The following is a 22,193-nucleotide window of genomic DNA, read 5'->3' on the forward strand; positions in this document are numbered from 1 at the left end:
GACCCCTTTTAATTTGTTAAGAGGGAAACAAGTGTTATTCAAATGAACCTATTGCGATTGAAGAGCCAGTAAACCATTACCACACTCTGTCGCGCTAAAGCACGACCTAGCACAATTGCACGAGCTGCTCAAAACTGACAGCTTATGGCTTAAAGCTAACCCGACTTGATTATTTCTCACCCAGCTCCCCTTGAATGCTAAACCGACAACTGGCACTGTCTGTAGCTTAATAACAAAACAATAGGAGTGAGGATGTCTCAGTTTGATAATGTAAGTGTGCTGAAAAAAGCCAATGTGTATTTTGACGGTAAAGTGTCTAGCCGTACTGTGGTATTTGCTGATGGCAGCACGAAGACGTTAGGCTTTATGCAACCGGGTGAGTTTGAGTTTGCTACGAGCAAAAAAGAGTTGATGGAGCTTAACGGTGGCAGTTGGCAAGTGCTTTTACCCGGTGAGAGCGAATGGCAAACAATGCAAGCTGGAGAGTCATTTACCGTTGATGCAAATGTTACCTTTCTAGTAAAGGTCAGCGAGTTTGCTGATTACTGTTGTTCGTATAGTTAATGAGCAGTTGTTAACCTCTCTGAAAAGCCCGTGTGATGCGGGCTTTTGCATATTTTATCCGCAACGCATGATCTAAATCATCTGTGGTTACAATCAATTACTAATTATCTGCAATTTTCGCTTGTGTTAATTCAATTCGCCCCCAATACTAACTGTGAGGTAACAAGAAAAAAGGATACCCTATGAAGATTAATATTTCTGGTCATCATGTTGACGTTACTGAGGCTGTTAGAGCTCATATCAACGAGAAGTTCTCGAAAATTGCTAGCCATTTTCCATCATTAATATCACTCGATATTATTCTTTCAAAAGAACACAATAAGTATCAGGCTGAGATTAGTACAACCTATGAAGGCGCACGTTTATCAGTAAAAGCTGAAGATGATGTGATGTACCCAGCTATCGCAGGTGCTGCAAAAAAACTTGATGCATCACTTAAACATCGTAAAGGGCAAATGAAAGCCAAACTACACGAAAAGCCGGTCAGTACTACACCGGAAATTGCCCACGAAATCATCCAGGAAATGAACCTGAACTAATTACAGAACGCTAGCCTAAGCGGCTAGCCTTAAAACTAAATCTGAAAAAGCCAACCGTTGCGAAACGCTTGGCTTTTTTTGTTTTAATATATTTATGAAATGAAGCTAAATAATACCCCATTATCAAATCAAAGCACTTTTATAGTGATATTTTCGTGTATGAAGGTGAACTATTAATTGTTTTCAACGATTTTCAAACTTGGCTAATTATCATAGACTGATTTTTATATTTTCACTTGTTTTAAGTTTGGTAGACCTATAAAGATAATAGATCTAGTTTATTTGGATGGTGGTATGTGGCTTTACACTTTAATCTTATTTCAAAAAGGAGGTTTGATGTACAAAGAAGTGTTAATTAATGTTTGTGGTATTGTTTTAGGAGGGGTTTTACTAAATTCCCTGAATGGAATAAGAAAAATACAGTTTAGAGGAGTTCCAAAATTAAAGGGGAGCTGGAAAGTATCATATTATGATGGAGAAAATTATATCCATGAAGAGGATGTTCAAGTAAAACAGTTTGGTTCATCTATTCGTGGTAAAATAAAAGCTATAAATAGTAACACTATTTATAAATTTAAAGGAAAAATAACAGAATCACGATATATTCAATTGTCATTCTATTGTACAGATAATGGAGTCGATGTTTTTGGTAGTGCTTTATACAAATTAGATAGTTTAGCTCAATTAGCAGAAGGTGAAGTGATTACAAGTGCAAGGCACAATACACCAACAAGCAATAAAGCTAGAGTAGAGTTTTATAATCGATGGTGATATCAATAAAAACCAATGCTGATTTGTTACCTTACTTAGAGCAGTTTATAAATAAAGAAAGAGAATACGAAATAAACGGAGTATCTTATAGCTACGAAGAACAAAGAGAGATACTGTTATCAAATCAGACTATAAGTATTGGAATAATTGAAGGTGATACTCTTAGATCTGTACTTCAAATTGCATTTACAGATAGTTTTTTATTTGAGCTTTACTGTAAAGGAGATATTGATGAAAAAGGTTTTTTTAACCAAGAGTTAATAAATGAGTGTGATTGCATTTACTTTTCATTTGCGTATTTTTTAAATAGTAAAGATGGTTCTGTCTTAATTAAAAAACTATTAGAGGTATTGGGTTTAGAATGTTTGTCGAAAATAAATTTTACGTTTGCGGTAATTGATATTAAGCACTCAAGTAGGCATCTAGATAGATTTGGCTTTGAGCATATTTATTTAGATAATCACCGTAAAGATAGAGTGTACGTACGCAAAAACCTTAATTGGTTGAAAGATTTTACCTGCTATCATATTAGAAACTCTAATACTTGAATTTTAATAGATAATTACTATATTTTTTCAAATTGGTTTTATAGAACTTATTGCCTTCCAATCTCACACAAAACGCTGTAAGTTGCTTGTTACTAAGAATAAAACACACATAACTTATGCAATCAGCAGTATCAAATTGGCAATCTAAATTAAATGCATTAGGGCCGGGTATTTTAATGGCGACAGCCGCCATTGGTGGCTCACATCTAGTAGCATCAACACAAGCCGGGTCGTTATTTGGCTGGCAGCTATTTTGGCTAATCATTGTAGTAAACGTATTGAAGTATCCATTCTTTCGATTCGGTATGGAGTACACCCTTGCGACCAAACAAAGTTTAGTTGAGGGCTACAGGCAAAAAGGGCCGGGGTATTTCTATAGTTTTATTGCGCTTAATATTGTCGCTGCGGTAGTAAATACTGCGGGGGTTTTATTATTAACAGCCAGCCTGCTGCACTACGCATTACCTGTCACTATTTCTGTAACCTTATTATGTTGGCTGATTTTGGCGGTGTGTTTGCTCATTTTATTATTAGGGCACTTTAAGGCGCTCGATAATGTCTCAAAGCTTATTATGGGCTTGCTAACGGTTACAACCGTGGCTGCGTTGGTAGTGGCAATTAATAATGGTGCTATGGCGCCAGTTGACTATGTGGGCCCGTCGCCGTATGAACTTGCCATGCTTGGCTTTATGGTCGCGCTCATGGGCTGGATGCCTGCTCCTATCGAAATATCAGCAATCAGCTCACTATGGCTAAAAGAAAAGCAGCATCAACAAGCGGTGACAAAGCAGCAAGGCTTGTTTGACTTTAATTTGGGTTACTGGCTTACCGCAGCACTCGCGTTAGTGTTTTTCTCGTTAGGTGTATTAGTACAATATGGCCAAGCACAAGCAGTGCAATTAGGTGGTGTGGCCTTTGCAAAGCAATTAATTGATATGTATGCCCTCACTATGGGTGAGTGGGCAAGGCCGCTGGTTTCGGGTATCGCTTTTTTATGTATGTTTGGCACTACGCTAACAGTGCTTGATGGCTACGCCAGAACATTAAATGAGTCGCATAAACTGCTACCGATTAAACAATCTAAACACAGTTTAAATATGTGGTTATTACTACAAGCATTTGCTGGCATGGCAGTGATTTTATTCTTTAAATCAGCCCTTGGGCCAATGCTTACTTTTGCCATGACCCTCGCTTTTGTAACCACGCCTGTATTTGCATGGCTGAACTTTAGTTTAGTGCGCTCAGAGCCCAGCATTCATCACTCACCTTTATTACGCACCCTAAGCTGGCTGGGTTTGGTTTATTTAGTAGGCTTTGCGCTGGTGTTTTTGGTTTGGAAGGTAATGTAAAGGGAGCTGTCAGCTTTCAGCCGTCAGTTTATAGCTGATCGAGAAGTGGCTTAGTTATTTGTGTTTATAAACAATTGTAACTTTACATTCATTTCTCGGTTTTTATGCTGTTTGACGGCTCTAACTCAACTCCCTAATCGCATTACTAATCCCATCTAGCGTGAGTGGGTACATGCGGTTGTCCATTAACTGCTTTATAAAATCAATTGATTGATAATAACGCCAGTGTTCAACGGGTTGTGGGTTGAGCCAAGCGACTTTATCAAAGTGATTAGTTATGCGGTTTAGCCAAGCGCTGCCGGGTTCTTCATTCCAATGCTCAACGCTGCCACCGGGGTAGGCGATTTCGTAAGGACCCATGGTGGCATCGCCAACAAAGATCACCTTGTAGTCGCTGGTGAACTTGTTAATCAAGGTCATGGTATCAATTACGTTAGCGTGACGACGTTCATTGTCTTGCCAAACATGCTCATACAAACAGTTATGAAAATAGTAAAACTCAAGGTGCTTAAATTCGCTATGAGCGGCGCTAAATAGCTCTTCGCAGGTATGAATGTAATCATCCATTGAACCGCCGATATCAAACAGCATCAATACTTTTACCGCATTATGGCGCTCTGGTGCCATTTTTACATCGAGCATGCCGCCTTGCTTTGCGGTTGCGCGGATGGTTTCGGTTAAATCGAGAGTGTCGCTGGCACCAGTACGGGCAAATTTACGTAGTTTTTTCAGGGCGAGTTTAATGGTGCGCGAGCCGATTTCACGGTCACTATCAAGGTTTCGGTAGCTGCGTTTGTCCCATACTTTTACCGCACGGCGATGTCGGTTACCGTCTTGGCCGATACGCACACCTTCAGGGTTATAACCATAGGCGCCAAATGGCGAAGTACCACCGGTACCGACCCATTTATTACCTCCAGCATGGCGCTTTTGCTGCTCTTCAAGGCGTTGCTTGAGGGTTTCCATAAGTTTATCAAGGCCGCCCATGGCTTGTAATTGCGCTTTTTCTTCGTCACTTAAATGCTTTTCAAACTCTTTGCGTAGCCAATCGTCAGGCAAGGCGTGTTGCTGTTTTAAGCTTTCGAGCAGATCAAGGTCGGCGACTCCACTAAAGTAATCAGCAAAGGCTTTATCAAAACGATCAAAGTGGGTTTCATCCTTAACCATGATGGTACGCGCTAAGTAATAAAACGCGTCAACGTCTGCAAAAATAACCCCTTGCTTGAGCGCATTGATCAAATCAAGTAGCTCTCGCAAACTAACTGGTAAGCGGTATTCGCGAAGCTTAAAGAAAAACGCAATTAACATCTTAACGGCGGCTCATAAACGCAAGCTTTTCGACTAAGCTAATGTCTTGCTCGTTCTTTAATAACGCGCCAAACATGGGCATTAAGCCGCCTTTTTGGCTTTTATCATGCAGTGTTTTAGCATCTATATCTTCAGCCATCAGCAGCTTTAACCAATCAAGCAATTCGCTGGTTGATGGTTTTTTCTTAATGCCGTTTACTTCACGTAGATTAAAAAACACCTCAAGTGCTTGGCGAACTAGGTCTTGTTTAACATGCGGGTGATGTACATCTATAATTTGTGCCATTTCTTCACTACTTGGAAAATCAATGTAATGGAAGAAACAGCGACGTAAAAAGGCATCAGGCAGCTCTTTTTCGTTATTTGACGTGATGATCACAATAGGACGTTGCTTAGCAACCACGCGCTCGCCAGTCTCATAAACATGAAACTCCATTTTATCGAGCTCTAATAGCAAGTCGTTGGGAAATTCAATATCGGCTTTGTCTATTTCATCAATCAATAGCACAGGGCGCTTGTTATGTTGCTCACCATAGGTAAAGGCTTGCCATAATTTCCCTTTTACAATGTAGTTGCTGATATCGTGCACACGCTCATCACCTAACTGGCTGTCGCGAAGGCGCGATACCGCATCATATTCATACAGGCCTTGCTGCGCCTTAGTGGTTGATTTGATGTGCCATTGAATTAGTGTGGTGTCTAAGCTTTTTGCAAGCTCCTCGGCCAGCATGGTTTTACCTGTGCCGGGCTCACCTTTTATTAGCAGCGGCTTTTCGAGCAAGATCGCTGCGTTAACCGCTTGTTTTAATGAGTTACTGGCAATGTAGTTATCGGTTGAATTAAAAAGCACGATGTCACCTTATCTGGTCTGAGCAGTGATTAATAACGTCATGATGCCACAGTTAGTCGGCGTCTGAAAGGTATGCAAAACGCGGTATCGTTTTACCCTCTACAGTGACGGTTTCTGTAAACATACTAAGCGGGCGTGCCCACATCCCAAATTCGCCATATAGCGCTTGGTAAATTACCAGAGGCTCATTCGTTTCGCTGTGGGTGGCAACATATTCAACTTTGTATTTTGGACCTTTGTAATGTTGGTAAATACCGGATTTGATTGTCATGTGTTTATCTCGCATCTTGGAGTCATTTGGGTATAATTGCAGTTTGCACATTTTACGCTGAAACAAACTGCCTAAACTATGAATTATATTTCGTTAGATGAATACAAAAAAGCCTGGGTTTTTCGTCATAAAGATATGCCGATAAGCAGCGAAGACGCAGCACAAATTAAACCAATGAGCGCTGAACGTGCTGCGGTTTTATGGACTACTATGGTGAGCCGCGAGCATGATCACCCTGACTTTTTTGATAAAACAGATTGGTGCGGCAAAGACGACAGCTTTTCAGAGACTATTAACTGGGAAAGTGCATGGGAAGCTGGCGACGAACAGTTACCAGAAGAAATCCTTAACCACTTAGAGTGGGAAGCAAACACCACTGTTTATTTTTGCATGGCTCGTGACAATATTATTGAAACCAGCTTTGCCGTTTTTAAACGTTGTTGGCAAAACTTTATGTTTTTAGCTGATGGTAGTTTGTTATTAGGTAAAAAGCGTGATGCAGTGGTGCAGTTTTTAGAAACTGGTAACGCAAAATTGGGTAAAAAAGGCGCAGTAAAGTAGCGCTCAATAAACGCTCTATGCTATAAAACAGTCAAGCAATTGTTTTATAAGAGCGCGCATTGTCTAAACCAACTTCACAGAGCGAACACTCGCAACAAGCCGAAATTTGGCAAACTGATGCCGAGCGTGCTTTGTATGCGCAGTTGTGTAATGCATTTTATGCTCGTGAGATCCCGCGTTTAGTTGATGAACCTGATGCTGCAAGGCTAAAACGCTTATTAGCAAGCCTGCCTTACTATATTGAGCGTTTAGCCATGCGTATTGTCAGTGGTGATGCACCACTACAGCTCGATTCACAAAATGGCAGTTGGCTTGAAAAACAAAAAACAACGCCGCCTGTTTATAATAAAAAAGACTCAAAAGACTTTTATAGTCAACATGCTAAGCGCGGGTTAATTGTTCCCGTGCTAATTAATGACGAGCAATGTACAACTGTGCGCATAGACAGCTTAGATCAAGTAAGCGACAATAAGGTACATTGCAACGAGCTTGGTTGGTTTGATACTTCCGGTGAATCGCTAGAAAGCACGCATATTCAATTGCTTAAGCCTGCAAAGGCGGTGATGGCAGCGGCGTGTTGCGGTCATCAATGGCAATTTAATAAACGCATCACACCCAAGCGTTTGTCATTAAGAGAAATGCTGCTAGCAAGCAATATAAATTGGCGTAATTTAAAACGCCCTTTGACTTAATTTAACCGCGAAGGAGTGTTCAATGCGGGTTTTTCAATTCGCCTTGTTGTGTTTGGCTTTATTTATTCAGTACCGCTTATGGTTTGGCCATAATGGGGTGCAAGATTACACTCGTTTAAAACAAGCGGTTACCTCTCATCAAGACACCAATGCGAAATTGTTAAAGCGCAACAAAGTGCTCAAAGCCGATATTGAAGACTTAAAACTCGGTCAAGAGGGCATCGAAGAGCGGGCGCGCAATGAATTAGGAATGATTAAACCTGGCGAAACCTTTATTCGCGTATTACCAGGTCAACAGCAAAATGAACACTAAGCAAACTATCACCGCCATTGTTCCCGCTGCGGGAGTAGGCAGTCGAATGCAGCATTCGGCGCCAAAGCAGTATATTGAACTTGCGGGTAAAACTATTTTAGAACATACCCTGAGTAAACTTGCAGAACTTAACGAATTAAATACCATCAAAGTAGCAGTTAGCGATGATGACGGTTACTTTGCTGATTTACCTCACATTGATAAGCGTATTGAGCGCGTGTCTGGTGGTAAAGAGCGCGCTGATTCAGTGCTCAATGCATTGTTATCACTAGCGGATAACCCACCTGATTGGGTGCTTGTTCACGATGCGGCAAGGCCGTTAGTGTGCTTGGCTGATATTCAGCGTTTAATAACTGAATGTATCGCTGCCAATGAAGGCGGTATTTTAGCGGCAAAAGTAAAAGACACTATTAAGCGCGGTCATACCCACAGTGAGCAAACAGTGCCACGTGATGATTTATGGCAGGCACTCACCCCTCAGTTTTTCCCTTATCAGGCGCTGACTAATGCGCTATCAAGTGCCCTTAAAAATGGTGTGACTATCACTGATGAAGCATCGGCAATTGAATGGGCTAAGCAGCCTGTTAAGCTGGTTGCTGGTCGCAGTGACAATATTAAAATTACCACCCCAGAAGATTTAGATTTAGCAGCATTTTTACTGCAAAAACAACAAAACGAGAGTACCTCATGATTCGAATTGGCCATGGCTTTGATGTACACAAATTTGGCGGCGAAGGCCCGTTGGTAATTTGTGGTGAAAAAATAGATTACCCACAAGGCTTTTTAGCGCATTCAGATGGTGACGTTGCCATTCACGCATTGTGTGATGCTATTTTAGGTTCATTGGCAATGGGTGATATTGGTAAGCATTTCCCTGATACTGCTAGCGAATACGAAAATATTGATAGCCGAATTTTACTACGCCACGTGGTTGGTCTTGCTAAAGAGCAAGGTTATGTACTTGGCAATGCCGATGTCACGATTGTTGCGCAAGCACCAAAAATGTTGCCACATATTCAAGCAATGCGTGAAAACTTATGCCAAGACCTTGAAGCTGATATTTCACAAGTTAATGTGAAAGCAACAACCACTGAGAAGCTTGGGTTTGAAGGCCGCAAAGAAGGTATCTCAAGTCACGCAGTGGTGATTATGAGCAAACAAAGCGCATGAGTGAGTTAAACTACCTTTACGGTAAACCTCTTTCTAAGGCTGACTTCAAAACTCACGCCGAAGACTTCATGGTTGATGAAGACTTAGGTATTGAGTTTACCGGTTCTGGTGAACATGTTTGCTTGCAGGTTGTAAAAAAAGGCGAAAATACTCAGTTTATTGCGAAACGCATTGCAGAAAAAGCAGGGGTATCTCCACGTGATGTGAGTTATGCAGGCTTAAAAGACCGTCATGGCGTGTGTACCCAATGGTTTAGCGTGCCAGTACCAATTAAAAAGCACATAGAATTTAGTGAACTGAATAACGAGCAATTTTTTGTAATATCGCAACAGCGCCATAACCGTAAGCTCAGAACTGGCTGCCATAAAGGCAATCGCTTTACTATTACATTACGTAATGTGACTGAGCCGCTGGATATTTTGTGTCGTATTAACGCGGTGCGCGCAGGTGTGCCTAATTATTTTGGCGAGCAGCGCTTTGGCCATGGTGGTCACAATCTTGAAATGGCAAAGCGAATGTTTGCTGGAGAGCGTATCCGCGATAAAAAATTGCGTGGTTTAGTTATTTCAGCTGCGCGCTCTTATGTATTTAATGAAATCGTAAGTATGCGGGTTGCCGAGCACGGCCTTGCGAAAACAATGCACCGCGAAGTGTTTATGCTCAGCGGCAGTAATGCTTTTTTTGAAGACAACATTAGTGATGACAATATTGCTCGGTTAGCGTCTGGCGATATTGTGATGTCGGCCCCTATGGTTGGTAAAGGCGAAAAAGGCCTGACCGAGACCGAAAAAGAGTGGCTCGAACCTTATCAGTCTTGGATAGATGGCCTTAGCGAACTTGGCCTTAAGAATGAGCGTAGAATGTTACGACTTATTCCTGATTCATTAGCGGTTGAAACGATTGACGAAACTACTTTAAAGTTAAGTTTTGGTTTACCAAAAGGCTGTTTTGCTACCGCCTTGCTGCGTGAGCTGGTGGATTATCAAGATGCAAGCCCCAGAGAACAAAAACAAAAGGATGCGTAAATGAAAATCTTATTGAGCAATGATGATGGCGTACATGCTAAAGGGATTGCGGTTTTGTATCATGCATTGACGCAAATAGCAGATGTGACCTTAGTAGCGCCAGATCGTAATTGTAGTGGCGCAAGTAATTCATTAACGCTCATGAATCCACTTCGTGCAACTACCCTTGATAATGGCTTTATTTCGATTAATGGCACGCCGACTGACTGTGTGCATTTGGGAGTTAATGAATTAGTCGAGCTGCAGCCAGATCTAGTGGTAGCAGGAATAAACCACGGTGCCAACCTAGGTGATGATACCTTGTATTCAGGTACAGTAGCAGCGGCGACTGAAGGCCGCCACTTAGGACTGCCAGCGATTGCTGTGTCGTTATGCTCTAAAGAAGGAAATCACTTTGAAACTGCTGCTGCGGTTGCGGTGAGTATTATCAAAGAGTTGGCATCGCACCCATTACCGAAAGATCAAATCATCAACTTAAACGTGCCAGATATTCCGCTTACAGAGCTAAAAGGAGTCAAGGTAACCCGTTTAGGTTCGCGTCATAAAGCTGAAACCATGACTAAACAACAAGACCCATGGGGCCGTGACATTTATTGGTATGGTACCCTTGGTGCTGAAAGTGATGCAGGTGAAGGCACCGATTTTTATGCCATTAATAATGGTTACGCATCAGTGACCCCGCTTAGTGTTGATATGACGGCGAAAGAAAGCTTACAAGCCGTCGATAGCTGGTTAGCAAATATGGAGATTAATAGTGCTGACTAATTATAATCGCAGTGCACTGGCATTAGCTGAACTATTAAAACGTGAGGGTGTAGAAGACAGTACTGTGCTTGAAGCGATAGCCTCAACACCCAGACACATTTTTATCGATGATGTTTTGCAGCACAAAGCTTATCAAAATACCGCATTGCCAATAGGTCAAGGACAAACGATTTCGCAGCCATATATTGTCGCACGCATGACAGAGCTGCTTCGCTTAGCGGGCGTACGTGATAAAGTGCTCGAAATTGGCACGGGCTCTGGCTACCAAACGGCAATACTGGCGAAAACCTTCACTAAAGTTTGCTCGGTAGAGCGTATTAAAGCATTGCAATGGCAAGCAAAACGCCGTTTGCATAAGCTTGATTTATATAATGTCACCATGAAACACGGTGACGGTTGGCAAGGCTGGCAGTCGCAAGCTCCGTTTGAGGGGATTATTGTCACAGCAGCAGCGGCTACTATGCCACAAGGGCTTCTAGCACAACTTGCTGATGGGGGCGTTATGATTGCACCTATCGGTGAGCAAGATCAGCAATTAATGATGGTCGTTAGAAACGGCGACACTTTTACAGAACATAAAGTTGCACCAGTACGATTTGTACCTTTGGTACCTGGTGATATTGAATAGGACGTTATACTTTGAAGTTGTTTACTAAGTTATATGATATGGCGCTGGTATGGGCTAAACACCGTCATGCGGAGCGTTATTTAGCAGGGATGAGTTTTGCTGAATCTGTTTTTTTTCCGGTCCCCCCGGATGTCATGCTAGCCCCTATGTCGCTTGCTCAGCCAGATAAAGCATGGCGCTTTGCCAGCTTTACCACGATTGCTTCTGTGATTGGCGGTATTTTAGGTTACTTACTAGGCTTTTGGTTATTCGAACCGGTAGTTGAACCGCTTATTGCGCAAATGGGTTGGCAAGCCAAATTCGACACAGCGCTGAGTTGGTTTGAAAACTACGGTGTATGGGTGGTGTTTTTAGCAGGCTTCTCTCCTATACCTTATAAGGTTTTCACCATAGGTGCAGGTTTAATGCAAATGGCATTCCTACCATTTTTAGTTGCCTCGGCAATAGGCCGTGGCGCGCGTTTCTTCTTAGTGTCGGCTTTAATGAAGTGGGGCGGCGTTAAAATGGAGCAAAAATTACGTCAATATGTTGAAGCGCTTGGCTGGGGATTAGTTGTTTTAGTTGTGGTTGCGTACTTTTTACTACGATAACCCGCAAAAACATTAAACTAGTACGATAAGGAGCATTTTACGATGAGCAGACAGTTAACAGTCTATGTTACTTTGTTTCTTAGTATTTTGCTCTTTGGCTGTACTTCTCGCGAAGCACCGGCACCGGTTAGTAGTTTAGATAATAAAGTTAAACCCGCCACTCGCAAAGTAAATATCTCTGGCTCAAAATATTTAGTCAAAAAGGGCGATACTTTGTATTCAATCGCTTTTAGCGCTCAGCAAGATTTTCGAACGCTTGCAAAAATAAACGATATTCCAGCACCTTATACTATCTTCCCCGGGCAGAGTGTTTTGCTCACAAAATCGGCACAAAAAGCAAAAAAGACGAAAAAATATACGAATTCGAGTAAAAAGTCTACTGTTTCTACACAAAAAAATAACAAAAAATTAAAGAAAGGGCTTGATCAGCCAAAACAACGAGAGTATGTTCAGAAACAAGCCAACAAAATAATTAGTGAAAAAAAGCGTAATTCTAATGCCAAAGTTGTATGGGGCTGGCCTGCAAAAGGTAAAGTCACAAAACGCTTCTCTAATAAAGAGAACGGCTTTAAAGGATTACAGATCACTAATAAACAAGGGGCTTCTGTTTTAGCTGCTGCACATGGAACTGTGGTATACGCGGGCAACGCATTGAGGGGGTACGGTAATTTAATCATTTTGAAACACAATGATGATTACCTAAGTGCTTACGCGCACAATTCAAAGTTGCTTGTAAAGGAAAAACAGGAAGTAAAGGCGGGGCAGAAAATAGCAGAAATGGGCAGTTCAGACTCTTCGGTCACGGCATTGAGATTTGAAATTCGTTATCGGGGTCAAGCAGTCAATCCTGCTAAGTATCTACCTTAGCCATTTAGGGTATTGATAAAGTGATTTAGCTCAATCACATATTTGCTCGGGAGGACGCTTATGGGTCACACAGCAAAACTTGAGAAAAAAACTGACGCGATTGACGATAAATTTGAAGACACGGCGGTCGAAGAACAGTCTTCTGAGTTACTAGAAGAAGTCGACAACGAAGATGAAATTTTTGCGAAAGAAGAAGTTACCAAAAATCTTGATGCCACACAGTTGTATCTTGGTGAGATTGGTTTTTCTCCGCTGTTAAGCGCAGAAGAAGAAGTTTATTTTGCTCGAAAAGCACTGAAAGGCTGCGAAGCCTCTCGCAAGCGAATGATTGAAAGTAATTTACGTTTAGTGGTGAAAATTGCCCGCCGCTACAACAACCGTGGCCTTGCGCTACTTGACCTTATCGAAGAAGGTAATTTAGGCCTTATCAGAGCCGTTGAGAAATTTGACCCAGAACGTGGTTTTCGTTTTTCAACTTATGCAACTTGGTGGATACGTCAAACGATTGAACGTGCCATCATGAACCAAACACGTACAATTCGTTTACCTATTCACGTAGTAAAAGAGCTCAATGTTTATTTAAGAACGGCCCGTGAATTAACGCAAAAGCTTGACCATGAACCAACTGCAGAAGAAATTGCAGAGTGCTTAGACAAGCCAGTTGAAGATGTCACCAAGATGCTGCGTTTAAACGAAAAAATCACCTCGGTGGATACACCTATCGGTGGTGAAAATGATAAAGCGTTATTAGATATTATCGCTGATGAAAAAGACTATGGTCCTGAAGGCGAAGTACAAAGCAATGATATTAACAAGCATATTGTTGATTGGCTTGGAGAGTTAAACCCGAAACAGCGTGAAGTACTTGCTCGTCGTTTTGGTTTGCTAGGCTATGAGCCATCAACCCTTGAAGATGTTGGTCGTGAAATTGGCTTAACACGTGAACGTGTAAGACAAATTCAAGTTGAGGCATTACGTCGCTTAAAAGACATTTTGCAACACGAAGGGTTAAGTACAGATAGCCTGTTCGACCAATTCACCTAATTTGACAACAATACATAGGCCTTCGGGCCTAGAACACACAAAAAAGCTGACGTTACGTCAGCTTTTTTTATACCTTTTCTATTGCACTACAGTAAATCTTTTAATTGATACAGTAGTTGGTGAGCTTGCCGAGGCGTTAAGCTGTCTGGATCAAGCTGTTTTAAGGTTAATTCAAGCTCAGAAGGCTCATCATCAAAACTTAACGCTTGTTGTTGTTGCTCAATGGGGGCAGTAACAGGTTGATGATTCTCAAGCATTTTAAGCTTTTGTTTTGCTTGTTGGATCACCGCTTTTGGTACACCAGCCAAGGCAGCAACTTGTAAGCCAAAGCTCTTGCTTGCTGCGCCTTCAAGCACTGTATGCATAAAGGCAATGGTGTCGTTGTGTTCAATGGCATCTAGGTGCACATTAACCAGTCCCGTTTTTTGTTCGGCCAGTTCGGTTAATTCAAAATAGTGAGTTGCAAATAAGGTTTTTGCGGCAATTTTTGATGCTAAATAATCAGCTGTTGCATAGGCAAGTGATAAACCATCATAGGTCGAGGTACCGCGACCAATTTCATCCATCAGTACCAGTGATTGCGCTGTGGCGTTATTTAAAATAGTTGCTGTTTCTGTCATTTCAACCATGAAGGTTGAGCGGCCTGATGCTAGGTCATCGCTTGCGCCAATACGTGTAAAAATACGGTCAATATTACCAATCTCTGCACTGTCAGCAGGAACGTAGCAACCAATGTGAGCCATCAGAACAATAAGCGCAGTTTGGCGCATATAGGTTGATTTACCACCCATGTTTGGCCCTGTGATAATCAACATTTTACGGTCGTTATTAAGCTCTACAGGATTGGCAATAAACGGGTCTTTCATTACCTGTTCTACCACTGGGTGGCGACCCTGTTTAATACTGATATTATCGTTATCGCACAGTGTTGGTTTAGCATAATTAAGCGCTTGCGCACGTTCAGCTAAGTTGTTCAGTACATCTAAATCTGCCAGTACGGCTGCCATTGTTTGTAGCTGCTCAATGTGCGGAGCAATAAACTCAAATAGTTGCTCGTAAAGCTGTTTTTCAAGCGCCAGCGCTTTTGACTGGCTTCCAAGTACTTTATCCTCATGCTCTTTAAGCTCAGGGATAATATAGCGCTCATTATTTTTTAGCGTTTGACGGCGAATATAATCCGCAGGTACCAAATGCGAGTTCGCGCGGCTTACTTCAATAAAAAAGCCATGTACTTTGTTATAGCCAATTTTTAAGGTGCTAATGCCTGTACGTTCACGCTCACGTTCTTCAAGCTTTTCGAGAATATCGGTTGCGCCTTGGCTTAGTGCTCGCCATTCATCAAGTTCGCTGTTATAACCTGGTGCAATCACCCCCCCATCACGAATAAGTACCGGCGGGGTTTCGATTACAGCACGCTCTAGTAAGTCTTGTAGTTCAGGTAATTGCTGTGACTTTGCAATAATTTGACTAATACGCGGATCGTTAGCATCTAGTAATAGCTCATGAAGTGGCGCGAGAGCTTGCAGTGCGCTACGTAGGCGTGTTAAATCTCGCGGTCTAGCTGTGCAAAGCGCTAAACGGGCGATAACACGTTCAATATCGCCAATTTGCTTTAATGACTCTTGTAGCTCACCACATAATTGTGCATCGATAATTGCGCTAATTGCGTTTAGTCGAGAGTTAAGCTCTGTTTTGCTGCGCACAGGGGTATGAATACGACGCTTTAATAAGCGCGAACCCATTGCTGTGGCTGTTTTATCAAGCACTTGTGCAAGGGTATTTTCGTAACCGCCCGATAAATTAACCGTTAGCTCAAGGTTTTTACGAGTTGCTGCATCTAAGATCACCGCGTGTTCATTTTGCTCAAGGGTGATTGCACGAATATGCGGTAGGGCAATGCGCTGAGTGTCTTTTACGTACTGCATTAAGCAGCCAGCAGCGACTAAAGCTGCGTGTGCTTTGTCTACACCAAAACCAACTAAATCTTTAGTGCCAAATTGGTCGCAAAGTAAGTGCTGTGCTGTATCTAAATCAAACTCCCACTCTGGGCGACGACGCGCACCTTTAATGTGCTCAATTAAGTGCACATTCGCAAAGGTTTCACTATAAAGTAGCTCTGCTGGTGCTAAACGCTGTAATGTTGAGCTAAATGCTTCATCAGTACTAACTTCTAATACATTGAATCGGCCAGAGTTAATATCTAAATAAGCAATACCATATAGGCCTTGTTTGTTTTGCCATACACTGGTTAGCAGGTTGTCTTGGCGTTCTTGTAATAATGCTTCGTCAGAAATTGTGCCCGGTGTAACAATACGTACAACTTTACGCTCAACAGGGCCTTTGCTAGTTGCTGGGTCACCAACTTGTTCACAAATAGCTACTGATTCACCCATTTGTACAAGGCGAGCTAAATAGTTTTCGACTGCGTGATAGGGTACGCCCGCCATTGGAATGGGATCGCCACCGGCTTTACCGCGATGAGTTTGAGAAATATCAAGAAGTTGCGCAGCACGCTTGGCATCATCAAAGAAAAGTTCGTAAAAGTCGCCCATACGATAAAACAATAAAATATCCCGATGCTCGGCTTTTATTTTTAGATACTGCTGCATCATAGGGGTTTGTTGTTTTATAGTGTGCGGTGCATAAAGATCAAACGACATGTATTTACCCAAAGGCTGAATATGGAATTACATCAAGAGATTAAAACACTTGCTGCGAAATTAGGAGCTATTTTAACGGATAAACGCTTATGGATCACTACCGCAGAATCATGCACTGGTGGTGGAGTGAGTTATGCGCTAACCGATACCCCTGGCAGCTCTAATTATATTGACCGAGCGTTTGTCACTTATAGTAACCAAGCAAAACATGATCTTATAGGTGTTAGCGAGCAAACCTTAAGCAGCTTTGGTGCGGTGAGTGAGCAAACCGTAGTTGAAATGGCATCGGGGGCGGCAAAAGCAGCAAGCGCAGATATCGCAATAGCTATTTCGGGGATAGCAGGCCCCGGTGGTGGAACACTGGATAAACCTGTGGGATTAGTATGGTTTTGCATTCATTTTGCTGGTCAAAACTACCCAAGTCAGCAAGTTTTCTCTGGCGATCGAGCTGAAGTTAGACTGCAAGCTATTGTTTATTCATTAAAAAATATAATTGAATTGATAAAATCTGAAAATTAGCTTGATACTGTGATTTCATACAGTATACTGTCTGCATTAGCCGGATTTGGAGAACAGAATGAACGATAACAAACAAAAAGCCTTAGACGCTGCTTTATCACAAATTGAGCGTCAATTTGGTAAAGGCTCAATTATGAAATTGGGCGACAACAAAGCCCTAGATATTGAAGCAATCTCAACAGGTTCACTAGGTATCGATATCGCACTAGGTATTGGTGGTTTACCTACGGGTCGTATTGTTGAAGTGTATGGTCCTGAATCATCAGGTAAAACAACGCTTACTTTACAAGTTATCGCTGAAGCTCAAAAGCAAGGTAAAACGTGTGCATTCGTAGACGCTGAGCACGCTCTAGATCCTGTATACGCACAAAAATTGGGTGTAAACATTGATGACTTACTTGTTTCTCAGCCAGACACGGGTGAGCAAGCATTAGAAATCTGTGACATGTTAGTTCGTTCAAGCGCTGTTGATGTTGTGATTGTTGACTCGGTAGCAGCTTTAACACCTAAAGCTGAAATCGAAGGTGACATGGGTGACTCACACATGGGTCTTCAAGCTCGCTTAATGTCACAAGCATTACGTAAGCTTACGGGTAACATTAAGCGTTCAAACACACTATGTATTTTCATCAACCAAATCCGTATGAAAATTGGTGTTATGTTTGGTAACCCTGAAACAACAACAGGTGGTAACGCACTTAAATTCTACGCTTCAGTACGTATCGATATTCGTCGTATTGGTTCAGTTAAAGAAGGCGATGAGGTTGTAGGTAACGAAACCCGCGTTAAAGTTGTTAAAAACAAGGTTGCTCCGCCGTTTAAACAAGCTGAGTTCATCATTATGTATGGTGAAGGTATTTCTAAACAAGGCGAACTAATCGACCTAGGTGTTAAGCATAAGATTGTTGAAAAATCAGGCGCTTGGTACAGCTACAATGGCAGCAAAGTTGGTCAAGGTAAAGCAAACTCAATTAAGTTCTTAAAAGACAACCCAGAGATCGCAGATGAGATCGAAGGCAAGTTACGTGAGATGCTATTACTTCAGGCAACTGAACAACCAGAAGATGGTGAAGATGCAGGCCTATTAGCTGAAGACGAGCTATAAACACCGCAAAAAAGTACAGTTAAGCGTGATTTGACCCGCACTTAACACAAAAAGACCGCTACATAGTTAGCGGTTTTTTTATGGGTGAAAGTTAGCAAGGGGAAAGTTAGCGAGAGTAAAGTTAGCGAGAGTAAAGCGTTTTGACGCGGGGTAAACCGCCGTTACAGGAGCAGACGGTAGTTTGTAGCAGCAATGTTATATCGCGTTTAATCACTACACTGTTGGCGGTATTCAATGGTTTCGTGTCGATTGAAGCTGTCAGAGCATTCGATAGTGCCTGTAACTTTCCCCTTTCTAACTTTACTCTTGCAACTCTTTCATGAAAAAGCCGCATATGATGCGGCTTTTCATGTACTTAAAACTTTCTAAGCTTACAGCTGCCAGTTGAAAGACACTGAGTAGTTACGCGGTGCGCCGTAATAACCTTGTGCCCAGAAAAGACTGTGGATGTACTTTTCGTTGGTCACGTTATTAACGTTTAAGTTAACGCTCATATGGTCGTTAATATCGTACGTTGCCATTAGGTTTAATAGGCCGTACGCATCTTGCGTTGTGGTGATAAGTGCAGCATTCGTTGCCGCATCACGCACTTGTACGCGCTTTGTATCGTCTTGCCAGCGGTAATTTAAGCCAAAGGTTAAACCATCAATCTCAGGCACTTTATGAGTTACAGCAAGTTTAAATTGGTTTTCAGGTGTGTAGTCTTTTACTAACTCATCACCATCAATGTTTAGGTTGCTGTAGCTAAAGCTTGCACTTAGTGTTTCGTTGATTTGACCACTAAGTTCTACTTCAATACCATCGCTGTTAATGCCATCTGCGCCATAGTAGCGAGTGTCGTCAGGTAATGAATTAGGGATAGCAACAGCAAGGCCAACTTGTTTAGCGTCAAAGTAAGCAACTGTTACAAATAAGTCGTCATCAAGTAGCTGAGCTTTAACACCAATTTCGCTACTTTTACCTGTGATTGGATCTAAGTAATCGCCATTGATGTCACGCTCTGTTTGCGGTACGAAGGTTTCTGTGTAGCTTGCATAAGTTGAGAAGCTTTCGTTGATATCATAGACAGCACCGAAGTAAGGCACGGTTTGCTCGCTATCTTTGTCTTTTGCAACGCCGTAAGAGGTACCTTCAGTTTCCCAATTTACTTGGCTCACACCTGCTAAAATGCTGAATGCGTCAGTTGCACGGATGCGTGTTGAAATATATGCAGAGCGTTGACGGCTAGTGATATCTGCGCCTGTTAAACCATCAGTAAGCGTTGGCACTGGCGCTACGCCATCCCAACCACCTAGCTCAGGCATTGCAGGGAAACCATTGCCTGTAGTGTAGTCATACAATGATTTATCTTTGTTATCCATATCTGCTTGGTTTACACCAAACGACAGGTCATGTTCCATACCAAATAAATCAAATTTACCTGTTGCGTAAATATCTAAAATGTCGTGCTTATCTTTGTGGTCATATTCACTCGCATAACCAGTTAGGCCAAGGCCTGTTTCTCTATCAGGTGTGCCGTAAACATAGAAAAGCTCTGAATCTTGCTCATTTTCTAAGTGCGCGTAGCTTGCTTTTAAGAACCAAGTATTGGTGATTGCTTGCTCAATTGATAAGAACAACTGCTCTGTTGTGTTATTCCAGTATGACCAATCAGACGCAGTGCTGGTTGAAGCATCAAAGTTTGTTGCTGAACCATCGCTGTAATAAAGCGGTAAGGCACCCCAAAGTGGGCTGTCAGCATCTTTCTTTTGATTTACATAGTTTGCAGTTACTACTGTGCTGTCAGTTAGCTGGCCTTCGTAGGCTAGGTAATAAATTGTTTTATCTTGCTCGTAACGGTCAAGGTATGACTCAGTTTTGTGCTTAGTGAATACAGCACGTACAGCGTGGTTTTCGTTGATAGCAGTTGAAGCGTCAAGCTCTAAACGCTTGTTATCCCAAGAACCATACGATACAGACGCATTTACTTGCGTTTGATAAGTAGGGCGCTTTAGAACCATGTTGACTGTTGCTGATGGGTTACCAGCACCTGTCATTAAACCATTAGCACCACGTACAATTTCAACACTATCGAAAATAGACGTATCAAGAGTACCTTGGATTGAACCGTTGTCTTGCGGCATACCCATGCCATTAACTTGGAAGTTGGTGATCTCAAAGCCACGAGCTTTAAAGTAAGTACGGTCAGTTTCGATTTGCTCAACAGTCACACCCGGTGTGCTTTCAAGCACAGCGTTAAGGTTATCGAGTGAGAAGTCATCCATTAGCGCACGTGAAACAACAGAGATTGACTGTGGTGTTTCTTTAATTGTTAGCCCTAATTTGGTTGCTGACTGTGCTTCTTCAGTGATGTAGTTTTTATGATGCTGGCCATACACGGCAATTTTTTCAATTGCTTGTTCTTCTTTTTGTTGTTCTGCAAAAGCGTGGCCACTTAAAAGTGCTGAGGTCACAAGGCTTAATTGAGATAAGCGCAAAAATTTTGTTGATGACATGCAAAGTTCCAATTAGTTCAATGAATAGTGAAATTAATGCGTAATTTAATCTAAATGAAAATAATTTGCAATTAGGTCTTGGTGTTTTGGTGAGTAATTGTTTGCAAAAAAGTTTAAAGGGCACAGAAATATAAAAAGGAGATATAAAAAAAAGCGGCCGAAGCCGCTTCAGGAAGTAAAATAAGTTTAAATCTTAAAATACGTATTTCGCAGAGAACTGTAGACGGTCCATATCGCCGTCTGCACCGCTTTCTAGCTCACGCTCAGCATGTTTAAACTCAACACCAAATGTAAGCTTTTTAACAGGCGAATATAAAAGGTTGGCACTATAGCTTTGGCTCATTTCAGTAGGGTCACCAGTCACAGCAAGTAAATCTGTGTTGTTATCTGCTGAGAAGAATGAATAAAGGAAAGTTGAGCGCCATTGGCTGTTCCAGTGTTGTTGGTAGGCAATAAAACCAGATGTTGAATCAATCGCATCTAAATCATCACCGTCAAGCACAGCACCATTTGCTACGTTTAAACCAATGTAACGGCCTAGACCTGAACCCTGAGTAAGCATAAATTTAAGGTTATTTTGACCAAAATTTACTTTACCAGAGGCGCTGATACCGAACGATGATGTATCTGCATCAATGCCATTTTGTTTATAAGTTAACTGGCGAGCAAGACCGGTAAATACTAATTCACCCCAGTCAGCTTTATGTGCGTAACGTGCTGTAAAGTCAGGCATTGATGCATCATCAGTGGCTACACGAGCGCCGCCAACTGTGACTGTGCTCTCTGGGTTTTCGATAGAGAATGACCAATTACCGGTAGTGTAACGAGCTTGAGCTTGACGTACGAACACAGTACCTTCTGCAGGACCAACGAAGTCGAGTGTTTCTGGTAATGCACCTACGTTTTGGAAGTTTGACCAAGCTTGACCAAATAACCAACCATCATAAGTCACAAATGCTTGACGAATACGAGGCGCGTAAGAGTTACTAACACGTTCGTTACCGCCTGGCGCTGAAGCAATAAAGTCTATTTCAATTTTAGTTTTGATGGTTTTACCATCGTCTAATTTTGTTGCGGTACCTAGGTTAAAGCGAGATTGGCGTGCATGCATGTCAAATACTGCGTCGCTGTCGCTGTCTGCGCCTACCGGTGTTGTACCTGGTACATAGAAGTCACGGCCAATGCTGCCGCCAGCTGGTACGCCTGCAGAGTAATCACTCCACATAGCATCAAGTTTTACATAACCTCCATAAGAAACGTCTGTGTTACCAATGGTTGCGGCGTTAGCGGTACCTGCAAGTGCACATAAAACAGCTGAAGCTGTGAGTGTTTTTAATGCGGTTACTTTTGTTGTTGTCATAATGTGTATTCCTGTCGAAGCTACTTGTTGATTGCATTAATGTTGTTGTATCACTGTTGTTTAAGAAATGACTTCTCTCAATTATCTATTGGTCTATTAGACTAAGGTGGAATGGGTAGTTAAATCGCATCCAACCTAACATTGGACTAGATTATAGAAGGCAATTTTAAAGTTTTTTGTTAAATGGCAAGATATACAA

24 protein-coding genes are annotated in these 22,193 nt (G+C 42.0%); 18 read left to right on the forward strand and 6 right to left on the reverse strand.

What is annotated here, in order from left to right; translation table 11 throughout:
* Positions 1–252: 252 nt before the first annotated feature.
* The 5 genes from KQP93_RS03495 (at position 253) to KQP93_RS03515 (ending at position 3,771) form a co-directional block, all read left to right on the forward strand.
* Positions 253–564: a pyrimidine/purine nucleoside phosphorylase gene (locus KQP93_RS03495; RefSeq protein ID WP_054551131.1), complete on the forward strand. Its 312-nt coding sequence runs from the start codon at positions 253–255 to the stop codon at positions 562–564.
* Between the two features lie 182 nt (positions 565–746).
* Positions 747–1,103 (forward strand): ribosome hibernation-promoting factor, HPF/YfiA family, encoded by a 357-nt coding sequence (gene hpf, locus KQP93_RS03500; protein ID WP_054560910.1) that lies wholly within the window; start codon positions 747–749, stop codon positions 1,101–1,103.
* A 336-nt stretch (positions 1,104–1,439) separates the two neighbouring features.
* Positions 1,440–1,874 carry a hypothetical protein gene (locus tag KQP93_RS03505; RefSeq protein ID WP_217875844.1) on the forward strand — a complete coding sequence of 145 codons (435 nt, stop codon included), beginning with the start codon at positions 1,440–1,442 and terminating at the stop codon, positions 1,872–1,874.
* Positions 1,868–2,422, forward strand: coding sequence for a hypothetical protein (locus KQP93_RS03510; protein ID WP_217875846.1), 555 nt, complete (start codon positions 1,868–1,870; stop codon positions 2,420–2,422). Before KQP93_RS03505 ends, KQP93_RS03510 begins: the two co-directional genes overlap by 7 nt.
* Positions 2,423–2,598: 176 nt before the next feature.
* A complete protein-coding gene (locus KQP93_RS03515) occupies positions 2,599–3,771 on the forward strand; it encodes an NRAMP family divalent metal transporter (RefSeq protein WP_440590132.1) in 1,173 nt (390 codons plus the stop codon).
* A 120-nt stretch (positions 3,772–3,891) separates the two neighbouring features.
* Here the strand turns inward: KQP93_RS03515 and KQP93_RS03520 are convergent, their stop codons facing one another.
* The 3 genes from KQP93_RS03520 to KQP93_RS03530 are packed head-to-tail and all read right to left on the reverse strand — an operon-like array spanning position 3,892 to position 6,200.
* On the reverse strand, positions 3,892–5,079 hold the full coding sequence (locus KQP93_RS03520; RefSeq protein ID WP_217875849.1) for a vWA domain-containing protein: 1,188 nt from the start codon (positions 5,077–5,079) through the stop codon (positions 3,892–3,894).
* Between the two features lies 1 nt (position 5,080).
* Positions 5,081–5,929 (reverse strand): AAA family ATPase, encoded by an 849-nt coding sequence (locus tag KQP93_RS03525; RefSeq protein ID WP_058585777.1) that lies wholly within the window; start codon positions 5,927–5,929, stop codon positions 5,081–5,083.
* Between the two features lie 52 nt (positions 5,930–5,981).
* The gene (locus tag KQP93_RS03530; protein WP_217875850.1) at positions 5,982–6,200 is read right to left on the reverse strand and encodes a DUF1653 domain-containing protein; all 219 of its coding nucleotides are present in this window, start codon (positions 6,198–6,200) and stop codon (positions 5,982–5,984) included.
* Between the two features lie 78 nt (positions 6,201–6,278).
* Between KQP93_RS03530 and KQP93_RS03535 the strand changes: the two genes are divergently transcribed.
* The 11 genes from KQP93_RS03535 to rpoS are packed head-to-tail and all read left to right on the forward strand — an operon-like array spanning position 6,279 to position 13,855.
* On the forward strand, positions 6,279–6,761 hold the full coding sequence (locus tag KQP93_RS03535; protein WP_062564834.1) for a DUF2947 domain-containing protein: 483 nt from the start codon (positions 6,279–6,281) through the stop codon (positions 6,759–6,761).
* 59 nt (positions 6,762–6,820) lie between these two features.
* Positions 6,821–7,453: a hypothetical protein gene (locus KQP93_RS03540; protein ID WP_217875852.1), complete on the forward strand. Its 633-nt coding sequence runs from the start codon at positions 6,821–6,823 to the stop codon at positions 7,451–7,453.
* Positions 7,454–7,475: 22 nt separating this feature from the next.
* Entirely contained in the window at positions 7,476–7,766 is a 291-nt protein-coding gene (gene ftsB, locus KQP93_RS03545) for a cell division protein FtsB (RefSeq protein ID WP_054560903.1), read from the forward strand.
* On the forward strand, positions 7,756–8,457 hold the full coding sequence (ispD, locus tag KQP93_RS03550; protein WP_217875853.1) for a 2-C-methyl-D-erythritol 4-phosphate cytidylyltransferase: 702 nt from the start codon (positions 7,756–7,758) through the stop codon (positions 8,455–8,457). Before ftsB ends, ispD begins: the two co-directional genes overlap by 11 nt.
* Positions 8,454–8,936: a 2-C-methyl-D-erythritol 2,4-cyclodiphosphate synthase gene (ispF, locus tag KQP93_RS03555; protein ID WP_217875855.1), complete on the forward strand. Its 483-nt coding sequence runs from the start codon at positions 8,454–8,456 to the stop codon at positions 8,934–8,936. The genes ispD and ispF overlap by 4 nt, the downstream gene beginning before the upstream one ends.
* Positions 8,933–9,961, forward strand: coding sequence for a tRNA pseudouridine(13) synthase TruD (truD, locus tag KQP93_RS03560; protein ID WP_217875856.1), 1,029 nt, complete (start codon positions 8,933–8,935; stop codon positions 9,959–9,961). The genes ispF and truD overlap by 4 nt, the downstream gene beginning before the upstream one ends.
* Positions 9,962–10,726: a 5'/3'-nucleotidase SurE gene (gene surE / locus KQP93_RS03565; RefSeq protein ID WP_217875858.1), complete on the forward strand. Its 765-nt coding sequence runs from the start codon at positions 9,962–9,964 to the stop codon at positions 10,724–10,726.
* Positions 10,716–11,354, forward strand: a complete 639-nt coding sequence (locus KQP93_RS03570; RefSeq protein WP_054551144.1) for a protein-L-isoaspartate(D-aspartate) O-methyltransferase — start codon at positions 10,716–10,718, stop codon at positions 11,352–11,354. The genes surE and KQP93_RS03570 overlap by 11 nt, the downstream gene beginning before the upstream one ends.
* A gap of 11 nt (positions 11,355–11,365) precedes the next feature.
* Positions 11,366–11,944: a YqaA family protein gene (locus tag KQP93_RS03575; RefSeq protein ID WP_217875860.1), complete on the forward strand. Its 579-nt coding sequence runs from the start codon at positions 11,366–11,368 to the stop codon at positions 11,942–11,944.
* A gap of 42 nt (positions 11,945–11,986) precedes the next feature.
* Entirely contained in the window at positions 11,987–12,811 is an 825-nt protein-coding gene (locus KQP93_RS03580; protein WP_217875862.1) for a peptidoglycan DD-metalloendopeptidase family protein, read from the forward strand.
* 60 nt (positions 12,812–12,871) lie between these two features.
* Entirely contained in the window at positions 12,872–13,855 is a 984-nt protein-coding gene (gene rpoS, locus KQP93_RS03585) for an RNA polymerase sigma factor RpoS (RefSeq protein ID WP_217875863.1), read from the forward strand.
* A gap of 86 nt (positions 13,856–13,941) precedes the next feature.
* Here rpoS and mutS read toward each other — a convergent pair whose 3' ends face one another.
* Positions 13,942–16,515, reverse strand: a complete 2,574-nt coding sequence (gene mutS / locus KQP93_RS03590; RefSeq protein ID WP_217875864.1) for a DNA mismatch repair protein MutS — start codon at positions 16,513–16,515, stop codon at positions 13,942–13,944.
* Positions 16,516–16,536: 21 nt separating this feature from the next.
* On the opposite strand from mutS, the gene KQP93_RS03595 reads away from it, so the two are divergent.
* Together KQP93_RS03595 and recA are read left to right on the forward strand one after the other, a co-directional pair.
* On the forward strand, positions 16,537–17,034 hold the full coding sequence (locus KQP93_RS03595) for a nicotinamide-nucleotide amidohydrolase family protein (RefSeq protein WP_217875867.1): 498 nt from the start codon (positions 16,537–16,539) through the stop codon (positions 17,032–17,034).
* 58 nt (positions 17,035–17,092) lie between these two features.
* Positions 17,093–18,139 carry a recombinase RecA gene (gene recA, locus KQP93_RS03600; RefSeq protein ID WP_217875868.1) on the forward strand — a complete coding sequence of 349 codons (1,047 nt, stop codon included), beginning with the start codon at positions 17,093–17,095 and terminating at the stop codon, positions 18,137–18,139.
* A gap of 371 nt (positions 18,140–18,510) precedes the next feature.
* Here recA and KQP93_RS03605 read toward each other — a convergent pair whose 3' ends face one another.
* Together KQP93_RS03605 and KQP93_RS03610 are read right to left on the reverse strand one after the other, a co-directional pair.
* On the reverse strand, positions 18,511–20,634 hold the full coding sequence (locus KQP93_RS03605) for a TonB-dependent siderophore receptor (protein WP_217875869.1): 2,124 nt from the start codon (positions 20,632–20,634) through the stop codon (positions 18,511–18,513).
* Between the two features lie 193 nt (positions 20,635–20,827).
* Positions 20,828–21,994: a DcaP family trimeric outer membrane transporter gene (locus KQP93_RS03610; protein ID WP_130050708.1), complete on the reverse strand. Its 1,167-nt coding sequence runs from the start codon at positions 21,992–21,994 to the stop codon at positions 20,828–20,830.
* Positions 21,995–22,193 lie beyond the last annotated feature (199 nt).

Origin of the sequence: Pseudoalteromonas shioyasakiensis (genome assembly GCF_019134595.1) — a bacterium.
GTDB lineage: Bacteria > Pseudomonadota > Gammaproteobacteria > Enterobacterales > Alteromonadaceae > Pseudoalteromonas > Pseudoalteromonas shioyasakiensis_A.